The sequence below is a fragment of the Kerstersia gyiorum genome (assembly GCF_048595715.1).
In the GTDB taxonomy this organism is placed as follows: domain Bacteria; phylum Pseudomonadota; class Gammaproteobacteria; order Burkholderiales; family Burkholderiaceae_B; genus Kerstersia; species Kerstersia gyiorum.
This window is the reverse complement of record NZ_CP169556.1, coordinates 3,481,475-3,498,751: the sequence shown is the minus strand read 5'-3', so window position 1 is coordinate 3,498,751 and position 17,277 is coordinate 3,481,475. Positions and strand designations below refer to the sequence as shown.

Here is a 17,277-nt window from a genome sequence, read left to right as displayed (position 1 = left end):
GGCGTTGCTGGGCCACCGAGTCAGTGCCGCGAGAGCTTAGCGGCGGAAATCGCCACGGGGAGCGAATTCGCGGCGCTTGTCGCCCTGGCCTTGCGTACGGCCGGCACCGGCGGTCTTGACGTAAGGTTTGCCGGCATGAGCTTCACCGCCTTCACGGCGCGCGCGCGGGGCACGGTCACCGAATTCGGCGCGGGCCGGGCGTTCGCCGCGGTCAAAGCCGGGGCGCTCGCTACGTTCCGGACGGGCGGGACGGTCACTACGGTCCGCGAATGCAGGACGGGCAGGACGGTCACCACGATCGTAGCCGGGGCGTTCGCTGCGTTCCGGGCGGCTGAAGCGTTCCGGACGTGCCGGGCGGTCACCACGGTCGGCGAACTCGGGGCGGGCCGGACGCTCGCCGCGATCGAAGGCGGGGCGTTCGCTGCGTTCCGCGCCGTCGGCGTTGTTACCGAAGCGGCTGGGCGACTTGCCGTACTTGCCCTGGCTGAATGACGGGCGCGATTCGCCGGGACGACGGCCACCGGGGCGGCTGCCCGGACGACCCTTGGGGCCACCTGCCGGACGGGCGCGGCGTTGCGGCTCCAGGCCGGGGATTTCGCCCACGTCCAGGGTCTGGCCGATGTAATGCTCGATACGGCGGATCTTGTGGCGCTCGCTGTGCGTAGCCAGCGTGAAAGCCTGGCCGTCGCGGCCGGCACGGCCGGTACGGCCAATGCGGTGCACGTAGTCTTCCGCCTGCATGGGCAGGTCGAAGTTGAAGGCGTGGCTGATGCCTTGCACGTCGATACCGCGAGCGGCAACGTCCGTGGCAACCAGGATCTGCAGCTGACCGCGTTGCAGCATGGACAGGGTACGCGTACGTTGACGCTGGTTCATGTCGCCGTGCAGGGCGGCGGCGCTGAAGCCGTCGTTGCTCAGCACATCAGCCAGGTCATCGGCGCCACGCTTGGTAGCCGTGAAAATGATGGCCTGATCCAGCGCCGTATCACGCAGCATGTGGTCCAGCAGACGCAACTTGTGGGCGGCATCGTCGGCGTACAGCAGGGTTTGCGTGATGTTCTGGTGCTTGTCGCGGTGGCCGGAAATGTCGATGCGCTTGGGTTCGCGCATCATGCGTTCGGCCAGGCGAGCCACGCTGCCATCCAGCGTCGCGGAGAACAGCAGGGTCTGGCGCGATGCCGGGGTGGCCGCGACGATGGTTTCGATGTCTTCGATGAAGCCCATGTCCAGCATGCGGTCGGCTTCGTCAAGAACCAGCGTGTGGACCGTGGAGAGGTCGACGCGGCGCGATTTCAGGTGGTCGATCAGGCGGCCGGGAGTGGCAACCAGCACGTCCACGCGGCGCGACAGGGCGCGCAGCTGTGCGCCATAGGGCATGCCGCCGACGGCGGTGGTGGTGCGCAGGCCGGGGATGTTCTTGCCGTAGATCTGCGTGGCCTCGTTGACTTGCAGGGCCAGTTCGCGGGTCGGGGCCAGCACCAGGATCTGCACGCCACGGCCTTGGTTGGTGGGCTTGCCGACTACACGCTCGAGCGCGGGCAGCATGAAGGCGGCGGTCTTGCCGCTACCAGTCTGGGCCGAAACCATCAGGTCGTGGCCGGCCAGTGCTTGCGGAATGGCTGCGGCCTGGACGGACGTGGGGGTGGAAAAGCCAGCTTCAGTCAGAGCGGACAGCAGTGCGGGCGATAGCCCCAGGGTATCAAAAGTCATAGGTAAAAAGTTTCCCAGGGACGCACGAAGGCATCCCGATAATGGGTGTACGGCAGCAGGGCGGGAGAGGTGCCTGTGGCGGTACGGTTGAACGGAGCATCGTGCCGACCGGAACAACCGCAGCGCGTGGGTTCCTGGCGGAACCTGGGCGTAGGGAAAGAGGTCAGGGAGCGATGACGGCCATCATGGGCGAAGGTCTTGGACCGGACGACTGCTGGCGCACAGGGCGCGAAATGATGGCACGGACATATGCAGTGCCGCGATTTTAGTGTTAACCCCAGGAAAAATCCAGGGATTTCAATTGGCTGTTGTTTTTTGCCGCGTGATTCGCGCAGTCGAAAGGTGCGCGCTGTGCCTGGACCCAGATCGGACAGCCAATGGAAGAAATACATTTCTTTCGTTCAGACACTTCTGGGGCGCAAGAAAAGATCTATCCATATCGCTTATCGCTCATTCCGGAAACAGCCCTTCCTGCCGGCCTGCTTGGGATGTATCGGTGCGCCAGGCGATGGCTGGCAGGTGCCGTTCGGCCAGCCATTCGTTGACCCGGCGAAAATGCCCGCATCCCAGGAATGGTACCGGCGGGCGGCGGGCCGACAAGGGCGAGGGGTGGTTGGCGCACAGCACCAGATGACCCTGGCCTGCCGGCAGCAGCGCCTGCTTGGCCTGGGCGTGGCCGCCCCATAGCAGGAAGGCGGCAGGTTCTGCCCGGTCGGCAATATGGCGTATCAGTGCATCGGTGACGATTTCCCAGCCGCGTTTGGCATGGGCGGCTGGCTGGCCATCTTCCACTGTCATCACGGTATTGAGCAGCAGCACACCCTGTTCGGCCCAGCGGGTCAGGTCATTGCCCCAGTGGGCGATGGCCGTTGCGGCAGGAATTTCCGGCAGTGCGGCACGCGCGCCATCATCCCGGGCGATTTCCAGGAACATATTGCGCAGGCTGGGCGGGCGCTTCATGGCGTCCGGTACGGAGAAAGCCAGCCCCTGCGCCTGTCCCTGCCCGTGGTAGGGGTCCTGGCCGAGAATGACGACGCGGGTCTGGCGGGCGGGCGTCAGTGCCAGGGCCCGCCATGGATGCGGCGGATAGATCACGGCGCCTTCCGCCAGCCTTCGGGCCAGGAAAGCGGCGACGTCCTGCCGTGCCTGGGCGACAGCGGGTTGCTGCAATACGGCCAGCCACTCAGGGTCCAGGCCGGTAGTCTCGGGGTGCAGGATTTGCTGCGTCAGGGATGCGGGAGCGGGAAGGGAGGCCATGCGGAGCTGCCATGAGAGAACAACGATGGCGGCAAGCATAGCAGGTGGAGCGGCGGGCCTGCCCGGCCCAGGCTCCGGCAGCAGCACGCCGCCGTTGCGGCGGCGCGCCGGACTGGCGGGAGGCTGTTGCCCCGCCGTGGGGAATCAACGGCGGGTGATCAGCGCACCCAGCAGGAAGGAAACCGCTGCGACCACGCCCAGGGCCTGCCAGGGTTTGGCCTGGATGCATTCCTCGGCGGAATCGACGTAGCCGCGTACTGTCTGCGTAGCGGTGGCTGCCTTGTCTTCCACGATGCCGCGGACCTTGTAGATTTGGTCTTCCAGGCGGGCGCGCAGTTCTGCGACGTCGGCGTCCTTGTCCTGCAGGGCAGCTTCCAGGTTGCCGAGCGCTTCCAGAACGTCCTCGCGCAGCGAGTCCTGTACATCCTGGCCGGCGCGTTTACCGACACTCTTGATTTCTTCGTAACCTTGTTCGAGACCACGGCTGGTGCGATTCAGAATGCCCATCATCGTTCTCCTTGAAGATGCGTCCAGGAATAGACGCCATTAGCTTGATTATCGGTGGAAATCCCGATGGCGTCACCCTTGTTTTGTTGCCGGATGCTGCCATGCCTGCCCTGCTGCGCCGAAGATGTTTCCGGAGGTTATCCCTGGGTTGACCGAGATGGATGCTGTTCATATCATTCGTACTGAAATGAATTCTATCGAAGTGATTTCATGGGGAATGATTCTGTGAAAAATAATAGCGGTGTGCAGGACTACGAGCTGCGCATCCTGCGCTCCCTGAGGCGCATCACCCGCGCAATCGCCCTGCATTCCAGGCATCTGGAATCCTGCAGCCACATCACTGCGCCGCAGCTGGTCTGCCTGCGCATCGTGATCGAGGCCGGGCCGCTGACGGCGACGGCTATCAGCAAGGAAATGCACATCAGTCCAAGCACGGTGGTAGGTATCCTGGATCGTCTGGAAGACAAGGCCTTGATCCGGCGTGAACGCGGCAAGGAGGACCGGCGCATCGTGTTCATCACGGCGACGCCAGCCGGCGTTGCGCTGGCGCGGCAGGCGCCCTTGCCATTGCAGCAGGCGCTGTCGGCCGGCTTGTCCAACCTGCCGGAGATAGAACGGGCGACCATCACGCTGTCGCTCGAACGTATCGTCGGGTTGATGGAGCCGGAATTGCCGGGCGCGCAGGCGGCGCCGGAAAGCGCAGCGGAATTGGCATCGCCCTTGCTGGAAGTGCCGGATGGCGATACGGCGCCTGAATCGGGGCTGGCGGTATGAGCGCCGCGGGCTACCAGATCGCGCGCGGAGGTGCGCCTCCAGGCGCGGCGAATTACGTTCTGGATGCGCCGGTCGTGGCTGACGGCGCGGCCATCCATGCACTGATTGCGGCGAGCCCGCCGCTGGACCTCAATTCCGTCTACGCCTATCTGCTGTTGTGCGAGCATTTCAGCGCTACCTGCGTGGTAGCGCGCCAAGGCGCCGATATCGACGGCTTCGTTTCGGCCTACCTGCCGCCGGGACGCGAAGATACGATTTTCATCTGGCAGGTTGCCGTTCATGAGCGCGCCCGGGGCCAGGGATTGGCCCGGAAGATGCTGGCGCATTTGCTCGCGCGCCCCGCCATGAAGTGGGTGCGCTACCTGGAAACCACCATAGGACCTGACAACCACGCCTCGCGCCGCACGTTTGCGGCACTGGGCGAGGCTCTCGGTGCCCCTTGCACGGAACGTCCGTTGTTTGACGTTGCGTTGTTCGGCGGCGCCTCCCACGAGGACGAGCGTTTGCTGCGCTACGGCCCGTTCCACTTTCCATCGCGTTGATCCTGTTCCCGGGCGCCGGCTGTATGTGCATGGCGCGGCCGGGCGGCGCAATGGTCATCCGGCGCAGTACCGGTTCCCCCCCTTGGGCATGGCCCCGGGAACCAGGGGGCGGCTGGCGGGATGGGCGATGGATTCATTCAAAGATGAAGCAAGGGAGGAAGCATGATGGATTTGAAAATATTCGACCGGATGGAGTCGGAGGTGCGGGGATATATCCGCTCCTTTCCGGTGATATTCAGCCAGGCCAGGGGATCGCTGCTGGTCGACGAGGAAGGTGGCGAGTATGTAGATTTCTTCAGCGGCGCAGGCACGCTGAACTACGGCCATAACAATCCCGTATTCAAGGAAAAGCTGCTGGAATATCTCGGCGCTGACGGGGTCGTGCACGGGCTGGACATGGCCACCAGTGCGAAGAAGCATTTCCTTGAATCCGTGGAGCAACTGCTGCTCGCGCCGCGCGGCTGGCGCTACACCCTGCAATTCACCGGGCCGACCGGCACCAATGCCGTGGAAGCCGCGCTGAAGATTGCCCGGCAGGTGACGGGACGCAGCAACGTGGTGTCGTTCACGCATGGCTTCCACGGCGTCAGCGGCGGTTCGCTGGCCACGACCGCCAACGAAAAGTTCCGGGAGGCCGCCGGAGTGGCGCTGGGCAATACGGCATTCATGCCCTATGACGGCTACTTCGGGCCGGATGTCGACACCATGGTCTATTTCGAGCGCATGCTGGAAGACCCGTCCAGCGGCCTGGACAAGCCAGCGGCGGTCATCGTGGAGACGGTGCAGGGCGAAGGTGGGGTCAATGTCGCCACGGTGCGCTGGCTCAAGGAGTTGCAGCGCCTGTGCAGCCGCCATGAAGTCCTGCTGATCGTCGATGATATCCAGGTGGGCTGCGGCCGTACCGGAAAGTTCTTCAGTTTCGAAGCCATGGGCTTGCAGCCCGACATCATCACGCTGTCCAAGTCGCTATCCGGTTTCGGCCTGCCCATGTCACTGGTACTGATGCGTCCGGAACTGGATATCTGGAAGCCGGGCGCGCACAGCGGCACGTTCCGCGGTAACAACCTCGCGTTCGTAACAGCAGCACAGGCGTTGGAGAGCTACTGGCGCGACGATGCCTTCAGCCGCGAAATAGCGCGCAAGGAGCGCAAGGTCAGGGACTGGTTGGAAAACCTGGTGCATAGCTACCCGGATGCGGGCCTGGCGGCACGGGGGCGCGGCCTGATACAGGGGCTGGTCTGCCAGGACGATCCGGCGCTTGCAGGCCGTATCGCGGCCCAGGCGTTCAAGCATGGCGTGGTGATCGAAACGTCCGGCGCGCATGACGAAGTGCTCAAGCTGCTGCCGGCGCTGACCATTGAGGACGAACTCTTGGCGCGCGGCCTGGATGTGCTGGAGCGCAGCGTGGCCGAGGTGCTGGCCGTCTCGGGCCGCCGGGCACGGATTCTGAAAATCGGAGGAGTACGCTGATGCTGGTCAAACATGTGAATGACGTCGTGGGGACAAGTGACGAGGTCCGCACCGATACCTGGATGAGTCGCCGCGTCTTGTTGAAGAAAGACGGCATGGGGTTCTCGTTTCACGAGACCACTATTTTCCCCGGGACCGAAACCCATATTCATTACCGCAACCACCTGGAAGCCGTGTGGTGCATTGAAGGCGATGGCGAAATCGAAACCATCGCCGATGGCCGCAAGTATGCGTTGGGGCCCGGCGTGGTCTATGCGCTGGATCAGCATGACGAACATTGGCTGCGTGGCGGCAAAGAGCCGCTGCGTGTGATCTGCGTCTTCAATCCGCCCCTGACCGGCAAGGAAGTGCACGACGCCGAGGGTGTCTATCCGCTGGCGCAGGAGAGCTGAGCCGTGAGCAATGCCGTGCGGTGTCTCGCCGCACGGAAAGGAGAAAACGTCATGATTACCCCTACGCTGGACCCTTACGCATCCCGCACCGACCGCGACGCCGGCATTGTGCAGCGTGTCGAACCGGTCATCCATGGTGGCGGGAGCTATGCCGATGCCTTGAACCTCGGGCAGCAGGAAGCTTATACACGCGATGGTTTCATCGTGCTGGAGGATTTATTGCCCGCTGATGAAGTAGATATCCTGCTTGATGAGGTCGACCGGATGACTCGCGATCCTGCTATCCGGCAGCGCGAGGAGGCCATTACGGAAAAAGGCAGCAATGCCGTCCGTTCCATCTTCCGTGTGCATGAACTGAGCCCCATCATCCAGGCGTTGGCCCAGGATGAGCGGCTGCTGAACGTGGCCCGGCAGATACTGGGGTCGGAAGCCTATATTCATCAATCGCGCGCCAATCTCAAGCCCGGCTTCAAGGGCAAGGATTTCTACTGGCACTCGGATTTCGAAACCTGGCACGTTGAGGACGGCATGCCGGCAATGCGGGCGCTCAGTTGCTCGGTATTGCTGACGGACAACTCGGCGGTAAACGGCCCCCTGATGCTGATGCCCGGCTCGCAGAACCAGTTCATTTCCTGCGTCGGCCGTACGCCTGAGGCTCACTATAAATCCTCGCTCAAGCAACAGGAATATGGCGTGCCGGATCCGGTCAGCCTGCAGTTGCTTGCGGAGAAAGGCGGCGTGGTTCCGGTCATCGCCAGGGCCGGTTCAGTGGTGTTTTTTGATTGCAACACCATGCATGGTTCGAGCAGCAATATTTCGCCCTGGCCGCGAGCCAACGTGTTCATGGTCTACAACAGTGTCGAAAATCGCCTGGGCCCGCCGAAATACGGCCTGTCTCCACGTCCGGAGCACATTGCGGCGCGAGTTGGAGGCGAGCCCCTGGCGGCGCTGCCGGTGGGCACGTTCATGCAACGGGTCCGGGCGTAACAGGCGTGCCGGCGCAGGCGCAGGGCGTAGCGGCGCCGGGTGCTTAGAAGCGCCGTTCCAGCGTCAGCATGCTTTGCCAGGTACTGCGGCTGTAAAGGCCGGCAATATTGCTGTGCACACGCTCGTACTGCACTCCCAGCTTGGGTTCGAAACCGGCAACTTGCAATTTTCCATGGCCGATGGTCAGCGACGTAGTGAAGCGCCGGTCCTTGCGCCATTCGTACATCAGGGGGTGGCGTTCATCGTAACGGCGAAAGCCCAACTGGGCGAACGCGCTGGCGTTGAAGCCGCCCGGCACCTGAACGTTCATGCCAACGTTGACCTGGCGTTGCCGGAAGGATTCGCTGCCGGTTCGCAGGCTTTCACGCAGATAGCCTGCACCCACGAGTACGGCAACCTGACGCGAAACCAGCCACAGCAGGCCAGGCGAGACGCTGCTGGTGTCGCCTTCATAGCTGGCGAGATTCGGATCGTAGTAGCTGCGATGCAGCCATCGCATATACGCCGAGGCTTGCAGCCTGGGGCTGATCCAGTGGCCGATGCTGGCGTTCAGGCCCTGGCCGTGCGAATACCGTTGGCCGGCCAGCCATTGCCATTGCATGGCTGGCCCCAGCGCCACCCAGCTGGATACGGTCTGGTGCTTATAGTCCAGGGATAGCATGACGGCATTCTCGTCGTAGTCGGAAGCGCTGGCGTAATCGAGCTTATTGGCCGATGCGCTGTATGCCAGGAAGTTGTTGCCGCCGAGATTGACCTCCTGGTCCAGTTGCAGCGCGTAATGCATGCCCCAGGAAGCCTTGGGCATGGAATCCGGGTTCTTCTCGAATAGCAGGCCGCCGATTGCCAGTTCGCTGGCATCACCGCGCTGGTTGATGTTGTTGCTGTGCAGCAGCCTGATCCTGAGCAGGGGGCGTATGCGTTCCGCCTGAGCGATCTGGTCCAGAATTTGCTGCGCGATGCCGCGCAGCGCTGCGGGCAGGCCTGGCACATCCAGGGATTGCTTGAGCTGCTCTTGCGCGGCCCGGTATTGTTTGTCCTCGAAGAGCATGATACCCAGGTCGAACCGGACGGTGTGCAGGCCGGGGTCGGCTTGCAGCATGGCACGGTATTCGCCGATGGCTTCGCCATGCCGTCTTTGCGAGCGCAGGAGTGCGCCCTTGCCGTAATGCACCAGCAGCCGATCATGGCCGGGAATGGTTTCGTACAGGCCCAGCACCTTTTTCACGGTGTTCCAGTCGTGCCGCTTGATTGCGGTCGTCAGTACGATTTCCGCCAGTTGGGGGTGGCGCAGCAAATCGGCATCAGTGACCGTGGGAGGGTGCTTGGATGGCGTCGCGGCAGGGGGCGGGGTGGGGTGTTGCTGGCCAGGTGGAAGATAACGCTGTTCCCAATCCGGGGTCAGCTGGCGCAAGTTGTCCAGCGGTTCCTGGGGCAGATCTATCGAGGGTGCGCCGGCAGGGGGGGCGGGCTGCGCCAAAACGGCGGGTATCACGCCTGGAACCAGTCCCAGGATCAGCAACAGGCCAGCAAGTACGGGAAACCGGGAACGATGAAAAAATGGCAAAGCAGCCCCTGGCAGCAAAAATGGAGAATGCAGGTTGGGCAGGAATATCCGGGCAGTCATGTGCCCATGGACCTGCTGCGCTACTGAGTGGCAACACCAGCGGCAATACCACTGGCCCCATGCATCTGAAATGCGCGGGGCCAGGCGTGTTGACCTCAGTCCGGCACGCGGTTTATTGCTTGGCAGCCAGGCCGTAGTTGTTCAGCAGGGCTTCCAGGGCTGGGCCGTACAGGCGGCCGGCGACTTCGTCGGCATTGGGGCCGAACACGCCCAGGTCGTATTTGACGCCGGCCAGGGCGGCTTGCACGTCCGCATTGTTGGAGGTCAGCGTTGTGCTGCCCTCGGAGACACCCAGGTTTCCGTCGGCTTGTACTTTCACTTCGGCTTGATTCAATGCGCCGCCAATTGTGAAACTGCCGGAGGTGGGGCGCGCGCCGGTAATGCCGGCCACGGAACCTTCGCCGACCCACTTCGTGCCGTCATTGCTGATGGTGTAGGAGAACGTTCCTTCGGTGCCTTCGATATGGTTGAAGGCCACGCCGTTGTATTCCAGCTTGGTATTTGTTGCCAGTGTGTTCAGGTAGCCGTTATCGGTGAACTCGCCGACGGCTTGCTGCACGAAACTGCGGTCTGCGCCGCCCTGCAGGATGTTGCCAACCACGGCCGAGTATTGCTGACGGTAGATGCGGTAGATCGCATTGCGGTTGGTACCGCCGTCGTTATAGGTGCCGACGATGCGGGTATAGTCGTCGACCGGAAGTTCGGTGAGATCGAAGGCCTTGCCATCGCCCGGGGTGTAGGTCACATTGTCATAGCTGAAAGACCCCTTGTAGATCGCGCTGCTGAGCGTGAAGTCGTCCAGCGTGGTGTTTTCGAAGTCGAACGCCTGGGCGGCCTGGCTGCCCAGCGCCAGCATGGCGGCGATGAGCGCGGGAACGAGGGTTTTTTGACGCAATTGCATGTTTCTACTCCATGTGTGAGGAGATATGAGGGATGAAACAACAGGAGAGCGTCAGAAAGCTTTGCATTGAATTTCCTGGTGGTGGGACCGGCAGGGGCTGTCCTATAGAAGACGCACGAAGACGGGGATCCGACACCTAGGAAAAACATTGTTTTTTCCAATGACCAGAAAATTCCAATAGGTCGATGAGGATTGGCCGTTCCTGGGCGGCCCGACCCCTCGGGCAAATCTGCGAAATTGATTTGCCCGACAAAGACGTAATGGCCTGCGGACGGCAGATCGTGATCCCCGGACGTTGAAATAAAAACTGCCCCTGGTGTGGACTGATCCCCATAAGTTGGACATTGATCCAACCTTTTGGGGACAGTGCAGGGGCAGTTGGCGGTGCTCAGTCCAGCAATCAGGAGAGTTTGATGTGCTGGATGAAAATTTCGCTGCTTTCCTTGTCCTTGAGCACTTGGGTGCCGGCTGCCGTGCCATCTGTCAGCCAGTATTGCTGGTTGATGCTGGCACCCTGTGTTGTATTGCTGTCTTCGGTGCTGGTGCGTACGGTGATCAGAACCTTGTTGCCTATGGTGTTGACGCTGCTCAACGCGCATTGGGCAGCGGCGCAAGCGCCGATAGCAGGGACGATGTGATTGCCGGCCACGTCAGGGAACAGGCGTTGGGTGCCATTTTTGCTGCCGTCCGATCCGTAGAGGTGCCCATCGGTGCCGGTGAATACCACACGGTCACCCGCCGCATGCAGGGATGAGCGCGTCAGATAAGCGGGAGCGCTGGAGTCGCCGGTCAGGACGATATCGGGAGAGGCCGTTTCCGCTGGCAGGACGGAGACCGTACCTGCGCTGTCCACCTTGTGAAGCAGGTTGCGGGTTTGATCATTGACCAGGAAATAGATGGCATTGGGGGTTTCTGTCAGCAGCGTGATCTGTTCACCGTTGCCGAACGTTGTCAGCGGGATGGTGCCTGCTGGCGTGCCGTTGGTTTTGTAGAGTTGTTGCGGCGCCTTGTCCTTGAGGGTTTTGACATCCGTGCCCTTGACGAAGTAAAGCTCGTCTTTAAGTGTTGCCAGGGTGTTGCCATAGTAGCCGGGGATCAGGTCGTAGGCCGGTGCCAGCAGCGTGCTTGCATCTTTCGGTGTGCCCGCCTGCGTGCCGTCTGTGGTGCCCAGGAACGTTAAGTTTCCCGGCTTGCTCCCTGTGGAGCTGTAGTTGCCATAGTAGGTCGTGGCACCTACGCGTTTCACGAAAGTGAGTGATTTGTAATCCGGGCCCAGGTCGGTCTTGGGCGTCAGGAGCAAGGTGGCATTTTCGCTGTTGTCGAGGCCGCCGTTGTCATTGAGTTTATTAGCGTATAGCTTGCTGCTGGCATAGATGAAGGTATTACCAGCAATCTCGCAGCTCGAAGGGGTGTAACTGCAGAATGGTGCCAGTGTCTTGCCGGTGTCGTTTTTCATCGTCACGGCATCAAAGTCGGTGCCATTCCTGGATTCCAGCGCCTGCGTGGCAATGGTGTACACCCAGATCCTGTCGTTCCAGATATTCGTGATCCGGAAATCGGATGAGCCCGAGCCTGCAGCAAAATCGGCGGCCAGCCGGGTCTGTGCCGGCGAGCCGTCGGATGACCAGAGCTCGCGGCCATGCGCTTCATCCGTTGCGTCAAAGTAGGCCTTGCCCTGGAAGTAATCCGTGACGGGGACTGTTTGCAGGCCGGTCGCACCAGTACTGCCATACATGACTTCATGACCTTGTGCATCCTTGAGCCATTGCACCGTTGCGTTGTCGGTATCTATGGATAGATAACCGACGAGCGCCTGGCGAAAGCCGGTGGGGCGTCCGCCGTCTGCTTTCCAGTCTCGTACCAATTGCACTTGGCTGCAGCGTATGTCGATGACGTTGTCTGTGGCGGGCAGTGCGCTCAGCGTCAGGCTGCCATCTTCGTGTACGGAGCCCAGTCCGGTATCGGCAAACTGGCATTGCAGCAGATAGCGTTGCGGTTGTGCCGGCTGGACGCTGGAGATCCGCAGGATGCTGCCGCTGCTGGCATGGGCCAGCTTTCTGGTGGCCGTGGTGTCGAAGGATTCGGTGGCAATGACTTCCTCGCCCGCAAGCTGTTGCAGCGTCATGCTGGCGCCGGCCGGTAATTGGCTGACTGACACGGAAAGGGAGGCAGTCGTGGGTTCCGGCTTGCCGCCGCCGTTGTCTCCACCGCCATCATTGTTGCCGTTATTGTCGCTGCCACTGCTGCCGCCACCGCAGGCGGCCAGCAAAACGGCCAGCGAGAGCGGCGCCAGCCGGGCAATTTTCGGAAGATAAGGAGTATTCATGGATATGGTTCCAGGAATGAAGGGAAAGGGGAAAGACTGAAGGCGTTGCCTGGATATGCCAGTACGCTGTTGATGCCAGGCATGTCTGATGCACCACGGCTTGTGGCGCATCAGGGATTTGCGAGCGTCTCAGTAGAAAGAGGCATAGCTGAAGCGGCTGCCGTCCGGGGCGGTCACGGGGACGGTCCCTTCGGGGGACCCGTCACTCAGCCAGAAAAATACGCGGTTCTCGTCGCCTTTATCGGTTTCCAGCAGATTGACAGCACGGATGAGCAGGCGGTCATTGAGTACCGCCAGCCGGGAAGTGAGGCAGGTCAACGGACATTCTGCTGCGGTGTAGGTCATGGATACTTCGGCTTTCGGGAACAGGCGCATCGTACCGGCGTCGGTGCCGTCCGTACTCCATAGGTGGTTGGTCACGCGGGTGAAGTTGGCGCCGTCATCGCTGAAGATAACGCGCTTGCCGATGGCGAACAGTTTCATGCCGTTGTATTTGTCCGATTGGGTGTTGGGCATGACGACCGAGGGGGAGATGATGGTACGGGTTCCGGCGGAGGTGCCATCACTGCGGAACAGCGCCCGGATTGGCGTGCCTGATTGGCTGTCCACGACGGCGCTGAATGCCAGGAAATCTTCCGTCGCGACGATTTCTGCGATTTTCGCCGCGTCGTAATTGGCGTAGTCTTTCAGGTCAATCACCATCTCCGTCCCTTCAGGCGTGCCATCGGTACGCCATAGCTGGCTTGCATTCATCCTGAAGTACTGATGCTGGCCGAACTTGGTGTATAGCCCTGGAAGGTCTCCGTTCCGGGTGCCGCTGCGGGCAAGCTGTTGCGTGCCTTCAGACGTGCCGTCCGTTGCATAGAGGTCATATTGGACTGGACGCGTGGTGTTCTTGTTCGTGCGATAGATCAGTTTCTCACCTAGTACGGGAGGCTCACCTTCGCTGCTGATTAACGGTATGAGGTTTTCCAGGCCGGCAGTGACTGCGCCAGTGGCGAGATCTTTGAAGTGCAAGCTCAAGAACACGCTGCCATCAGGCCGGGTACGCCGTGTCTGGAACCAGAGTTTGTCATTGGACAGCTGATAACGTGTGACGACGGCGCCAGGTATGTTTACTTCTAGCAGACTGCTGGGTACGCTGCCTGGGCTGGTCCCATCCGTCTGCCAGGCCCCGGCGGCTTCCGTATAAAGATGCGCGACTTCAGGCGCGTTGCCGGTTTGCATAGCCTCAGCATATCCATAGGTGCCGCTTGTCCAGCTGTCCTCTAGGCCGGGGATATATCGCGGTTGGGTGACGCCATCCTTATTGGTGAAGTACAGCAATTGCTGGTCGCCGTCTTGCCCCTGCGTGGCGGCGTTGCGGCGCTGGCCGGAGATCGGGTCATTGATGTGAATGAGTTGCCGTCCGCCGGCAAATCGGGAGTACGCGCCAGCGAGGTAGTTGGTCTGGATGCGCTGTCCTTGCGGGTCTAGCAGCCAGGATGCCTGAGCGGTATCCAGATTGAGACGCAGGGTGTAGCCCTGACCGACATCTGCGCGGGCCGTGGAAATCACAGTACCGACGAGGCGCACGCGTCCACAGCGTATCGTTTGTGTTGCGGTGCCTAGGTCATCCTTGAACTGCAGGCTGCCGTCATCCTGCAGCGTGCCGTTTTCGCGGTATTGCGAGAAGGCGCATTGCACCAGGTATCGCTGCGGCGCAGCCACGGAGACGGGTCCGAGTATCAGGGTGTCGCCTCCTTTGGCATCGACAGGAACTCCCTGCGGGATGCCGCTGCCTTGGATTTCCAGATCGTGTCGTGTACTGCCGCTGGCGTGGGTAATGGGCAGGATGCTGCCTGGGGGCAAGTCGCAGATTTTCAGGGTCAGTCCTGCGGCGGTATTGCTTAGGGCGCATTCCTGCGGCGCGGGCTGCGTGCCGTTGTCGCCGCCGTCGTTGTCCGTGCGCCAGGCATCATCGCCGTCACCTCCGACGCAGGCGGCCAGAACGAGGCTCATCCCGATGCTGGCGAGGAGCGGGGCAGAGAAGGGAGCTTTCACAATTATGCTTTCCGGAATATTCAGAATTTGAAGTTGAGCGACGCCGAGACATTGCGCGGCGAGCCGTAGTAGCTGGAGGCGTTGTTGGCGAAATAGACCTTGTCGAACAGGTTGCCGATGTTCAGGCCTAGCGTGGCGTGCTTGTTCAGGTCGTAGCGCGCCATCAGGTCCCAGACGGCATAGCTGCCTTGCGAGAAGTTGTAGACCTTGCCGGAGTAGTCGTTGTATGTCTGCTGCCAGGTGTGGCTTTTCCAGCGAACGCCGCCGCCCAGCGTGAGACTGTCGGTCAGCTTGTAGCTGGTGAACAGACTGAAAGTGTGTTTGGGACGGTTGAAGTCGTAGCTGGTCATGACGTCGTCGTAGGACGGCGGCACATAGGTTTGGTAGTCATATGACTTCAGGTGCAGGTAGGCGTAGCCGGCATTGATCATCCAGCGTTCGCTGATTTGTCCGGCAATGGACAGTTCCAGCCCGCTCAGCGTGGGGCCGTCGGTCGCTTCCACCGGCGTGCAGTCGCCATTCGCACTGTAGGGGTTGCGGCAGGACAGGCGTGCCGGGTCACCGTTCGAGATTACCGTCTGGTAAATGTAGGGCACGTTCCGTTCGTGCATGCGGAACAGGGCGGCCTGTAGATTCAGGTTGTCGTCGAGCAGCGCGCTTTTGACGCCGAGTTCCACGGTATTGCCTTCGCGTGGCGGCATCAGGCGGAAGCGCACGCCGTCTTCGATTTCCTTCTGGGTGACGCCGCGGACAACCTGTTGGGTTTTATAAATGCCGGTGTAGCTGAGATAGGCAGAGGTCACCGGGGTCAGTTCGTAGATCAGGCCGGCATATGGAATGAAGCGGCTGGGGTAATGAATGCTTTGCGGATAGTTGTCGAGCCCGGCGCTGCGGTCTGCGGTATAGCCTTTGACGTCCAGGCCATACTTGTGCATACGCGCGCCCAGGATGAGTGAGACGCGCTCCAGTGGCTGTATCTTGGTGCTGAGAAAGGCGCCGTATTGCTTTTCATGGTTTTCATAGATGGGGCCGTGCAGGTCAACCAGATAGTTGCCTCGGCACTTGGGCAGGGCGATACCACCGTTGTTCCAGTCGTCCAGGTTGATCGAGTCGGACTGGTTGCAGTACCAGTTCCGGTCCTCAGTGAACCAGCTCGGGTTGACGACCTTGCCTTTGTATCCATTGAAGCCGACGGCCAACTGGGCGTCGCGGCCAAACAGCTGGAACTTGCCGAGCAGGGTGACATCCAGGTTGTGCAGCGTATTGTCGGTATTGATGCGGCCGTAGCTCAGGCTGGCCGCATTGTTGACAGGGTTGTAGTAGTTCACGCCTATCATGCCGTACACACGGTCTGGCGAGGATGAGGTGTGCTGGTAGGATGCGTTCAGTTTCCAGTCGTCATTGAAATGATGGCGGGCATCGACGAACCATTGGCGAGTGTCCTGCTTGGCATAGGACCATTGCGTGGCCGAGTTGAAGTGCCGCCCTTTGTCGCGGAACAGTTCATAGACACTGTCGGTATCCGTGCGCATCGAGGAGCCGTGCGGCGTGGCATCGTCAACGTGCTTGCCAAAACCGGTGAACCCGGCCGAAACCGTGGTGTCTTCGGATAGGTCGGCCTCGAGGATGCCGTAGAACATGCGTGTCTTTTCATGGACGCGCTCCATCCAGTGATTCCCTTCCGCAGCGACGGCGACCATGCGGCCCCTGAAGCTGCCAGACTCATTGAAGGGTTGCGACAGGTCGACTTCAGCGCGGCGTTTGGCGTGCGTGCCGTAGCTCAGGCTGACCTGGCGTAGCGGTTCGTAGCCAGGGCGCTTGCGCACGAAGTTGATACTGGCTGACGGATCGCCGGTGCCGGTGGTCAGCCCGGTGGAACCCCGGATAATTTCAACGCGCTCATACAGGGCGGTATCCATGCTGGCCAGCATGTCGGCGCCGCCGAACATGCTCGCAGTGGTCGGCATGCCGTCAATCTGGAAGTTGTTGATGGCGTAGCCACGCGAATAGAAGGTGGCGCGGCCGGCGCCAGGCACGCCGAACTCCTGTACCGAGACACCAGGGGTGTTTTTCAGGATGTCCACCACCTGGAACAGGTTCTGGTCCTCGATTTGCTTCTGGGTGAAGATGCTCAGGCTTTGCGGTGTTTCCTTGATGCTCAGGTCCAGCTTGGTGGCATTGCTGGAACGGCGCACGGTGTAGTTGGTGGCGGCCTCTTCCGCCGTGGTCGGGAGGTAGGCCCCGGCTACGGTAATCGCCGACAGGGTGCGTGTTTCGTCGGTATCCTGGATGTGCGAGGTGTCCAGCCGCCGGATGAGGATGTTGGTGCCGTCTATGCTGCCGCTCAGGCCGCTGCCGGCCAGTAGTTGATCCAGTGCCTGGCGCAGACTGTAGTTGCCGTGCAGCGCGGGTGCTTGCAGCCCTGACAGCATGTCCGGCGTGTAGATCAGCTGCATGTCCGCTTGCCGTGCAAGTTCATTCAGGGCGCGGTTCAGGGGTTGGGACTCCAGGGCCAGGGCGATGGTGCCGGAGGACGCACTGTTTTGGCTCCAGGCCGGTTGCAGGGCGTCATGGGTATAGGCCAGGGTCAGCGCGACCAGAATCGGGGCCAGGGAAAACCGGAAGGAGGACAAACCCTTCTCCTAAGTGGATCGGAAAGAAAATGAGAACGCCTATGCTTTCTTAAGATGAAGACGCACGAGCGGGTCTTTCGGACACCTGGAGGGGTGATTGTTTTTTTTTAT

At 61.2% G+C, this 17,277-nt stretch carries 13 protein-coding genes; 5 read left to right on the top strand and 8 right to left on the bottom strand.

The genetic code is table 11. The features are described 5' to 3' along the window. Positions 1-36 precede the first annotated feature (36 nt). The 3 genes from ACEW7X_RS15285 to ACEW7X_RS15275 all read right to left on the bottom strand — a co-directional run bounded on the left by ACEW7X_RS15285 (position 37) and on the right by ACEW7X_RS15275 (position 3,477). The gene (locus ACEW7X_RS15285) at positions 37-1,710 is read right to left on the bottom strand and encodes a DEAD/DEAH box helicase (RefSeq protein ID WP_420177393.1); all 1,674 of its coding nucleotides are present in this window, start codon (positions 1,708-1,710) and stop codon (positions 37-39) included. A 450-nt stretch (positions 1,711-2,160) separates the two neighbouring features. Then, complete coding sequence (locus ACEW7X_RS15280) at positions 2,161-2,967, bottom strand: uracil-DNA glycosylase (protein WP_083969376.1); 807 nt, start codon at positions 2,965-2,967, stop codon at positions 2,161-2,163. A 144-nt stretch (positions 2,968-3,111) separates the two neighbouring features. Next, entirely contained in the window at positions 3,112-3,477 is a 366-nt protein-coding gene (locus ACEW7X_RS15275) for a DUF883 family protein (protein WP_083969375.1), read from the bottom strand. Between the two features lie 207 nt (positions 3,478-3,684). On the opposite strand from ACEW7X_RS15275, the gene ACEW7X_RS15270 reads away from it, so the two are divergent. The 5 genes from ACEW7X_RS15270 (at position 3,685) to thpD (ending at position 7,639) form a co-directional block, all read left to right on the top strand. After that, the gene (locus ACEW7X_RS15270; protein WP_068367443.1) at positions 3,685-4,248 is read left to right on the top strand and encodes a MarR family winged helix-turn-helix transcriptional regulator; all 564 of its coding nucleotides are present in this window, start codon (positions 3,685-3,687) and stop codon (positions 4,246-4,248) included. Further along, positions 4,245-4,790 carry a diaminobutyrate acetyltransferase gene (ectA, locus tag ACEW7X_RS15265; protein ID WP_068367441.1) on the top strand — a complete coding sequence of 182 codons (546 nt, stop codon included), beginning with the start codon at positions 4,245-4,247 and terminating at the stop codon, positions 4,788-4,790. Before ACEW7X_RS15270 ends, ectA begins: the two co-directional genes overlap by 4 nt. 165 nt (positions 4,791-4,955) lie before the next feature. Further along, the gene (gene ectB / locus ACEW7X_RS15260) at positions 4,956-6,260 is read left to right on the top strand and encodes a diaminobutyrate--2-oxoglutarate transaminase (protein WP_420177936.1); all 1,305 of its coding nucleotides are present in this window, start codon (positions 4,956-4,958) and stop codon (positions 6,258-6,260) included. Further along, positions 6,260-6,652: an ectoine synthase gene (locus tag ACEW7X_RS15255; RefSeq protein WP_068367439.1), complete on the top strand. Its 393-nt coding sequence runs from the start codon at positions 6,260-6,262 to the stop codon at positions 6,650-6,652. Before ectB ends, ACEW7X_RS15255 begins: the two co-directional genes overlap by 1 nt. 51 nt (positions 6,653-6,703) lie before the next feature. Next, on the top strand, positions 6,704-7,639 hold the full coding sequence (gene thpD / locus ACEW7X_RS15250) for an ectoine hydroxylase (protein WP_420177392.1): 936 nt from the start codon (positions 6,704-6,706) through the stop codon (positions 7,637-7,639). Positions 7,640-7,682: 43 nt separating this feature from the next. Here thpD and ACEW7X_RS15245 read toward each other — a convergent pair whose 3' ends face one another. The 5 genes from ACEW7X_RS15245 to ACEW7X_RS15225 form a co-directional block, all read right to left on the bottom strand. Continuing rightward, positions 7,683-9,131, bottom strand: coding sequence for a surface lipoprotein assembly modifier (locus ACEW7X_RS15245; protein ID WP_167731921.1), 1,449 nt, complete (start codon positions 9,129-9,131; stop codon positions 7,683-7,685). A gap of 244 nt (positions 9,132-9,375) precedes the next feature. Further along, entirely contained in the window at positions 9,376-10,164 is a 789-nt protein-coding gene (locus tag ACEW7X_RS15240) for a factor H binding protein domain-containing protein (protein ID WP_253595076.1), read from the bottom strand. A gap of 400 nt (positions 10,165-10,564) precedes the next feature. Next, on the bottom strand, positions 10,565-12,490 hold the full coding sequence (locus ACEW7X_RS15235) for a hypothetical protein (RefSeq protein ID WP_420177391.1): 1,926 nt from the start codon (positions 12,488-12,490) through the stop codon (positions 10,565-10,567). Between the two features lie 129 nt (positions 12,491-12,619). Next, positions 12,620-14,491, bottom strand: a complete 1,872-nt coding sequence (locus ACEW7X_RS15230; protein WP_068367430.1) for a hypothetical protein — start codon at positions 14,489-14,491, stop codon at positions 12,620-12,622. Positions 14,492-14,553: 62 nt separating this feature from the next. After that, positions 14,554-17,166, bottom strand: coding sequence for a TonB-dependent siderophore receptor (locus tag ACEW7X_RS15225; protein ID WP_068367429.1), 2,613 nt, complete (start codon positions 17,164-17,166; stop codon positions 14,554-14,556). Positions 17,167-17,277: the final 111 nt, after the last annotated feature.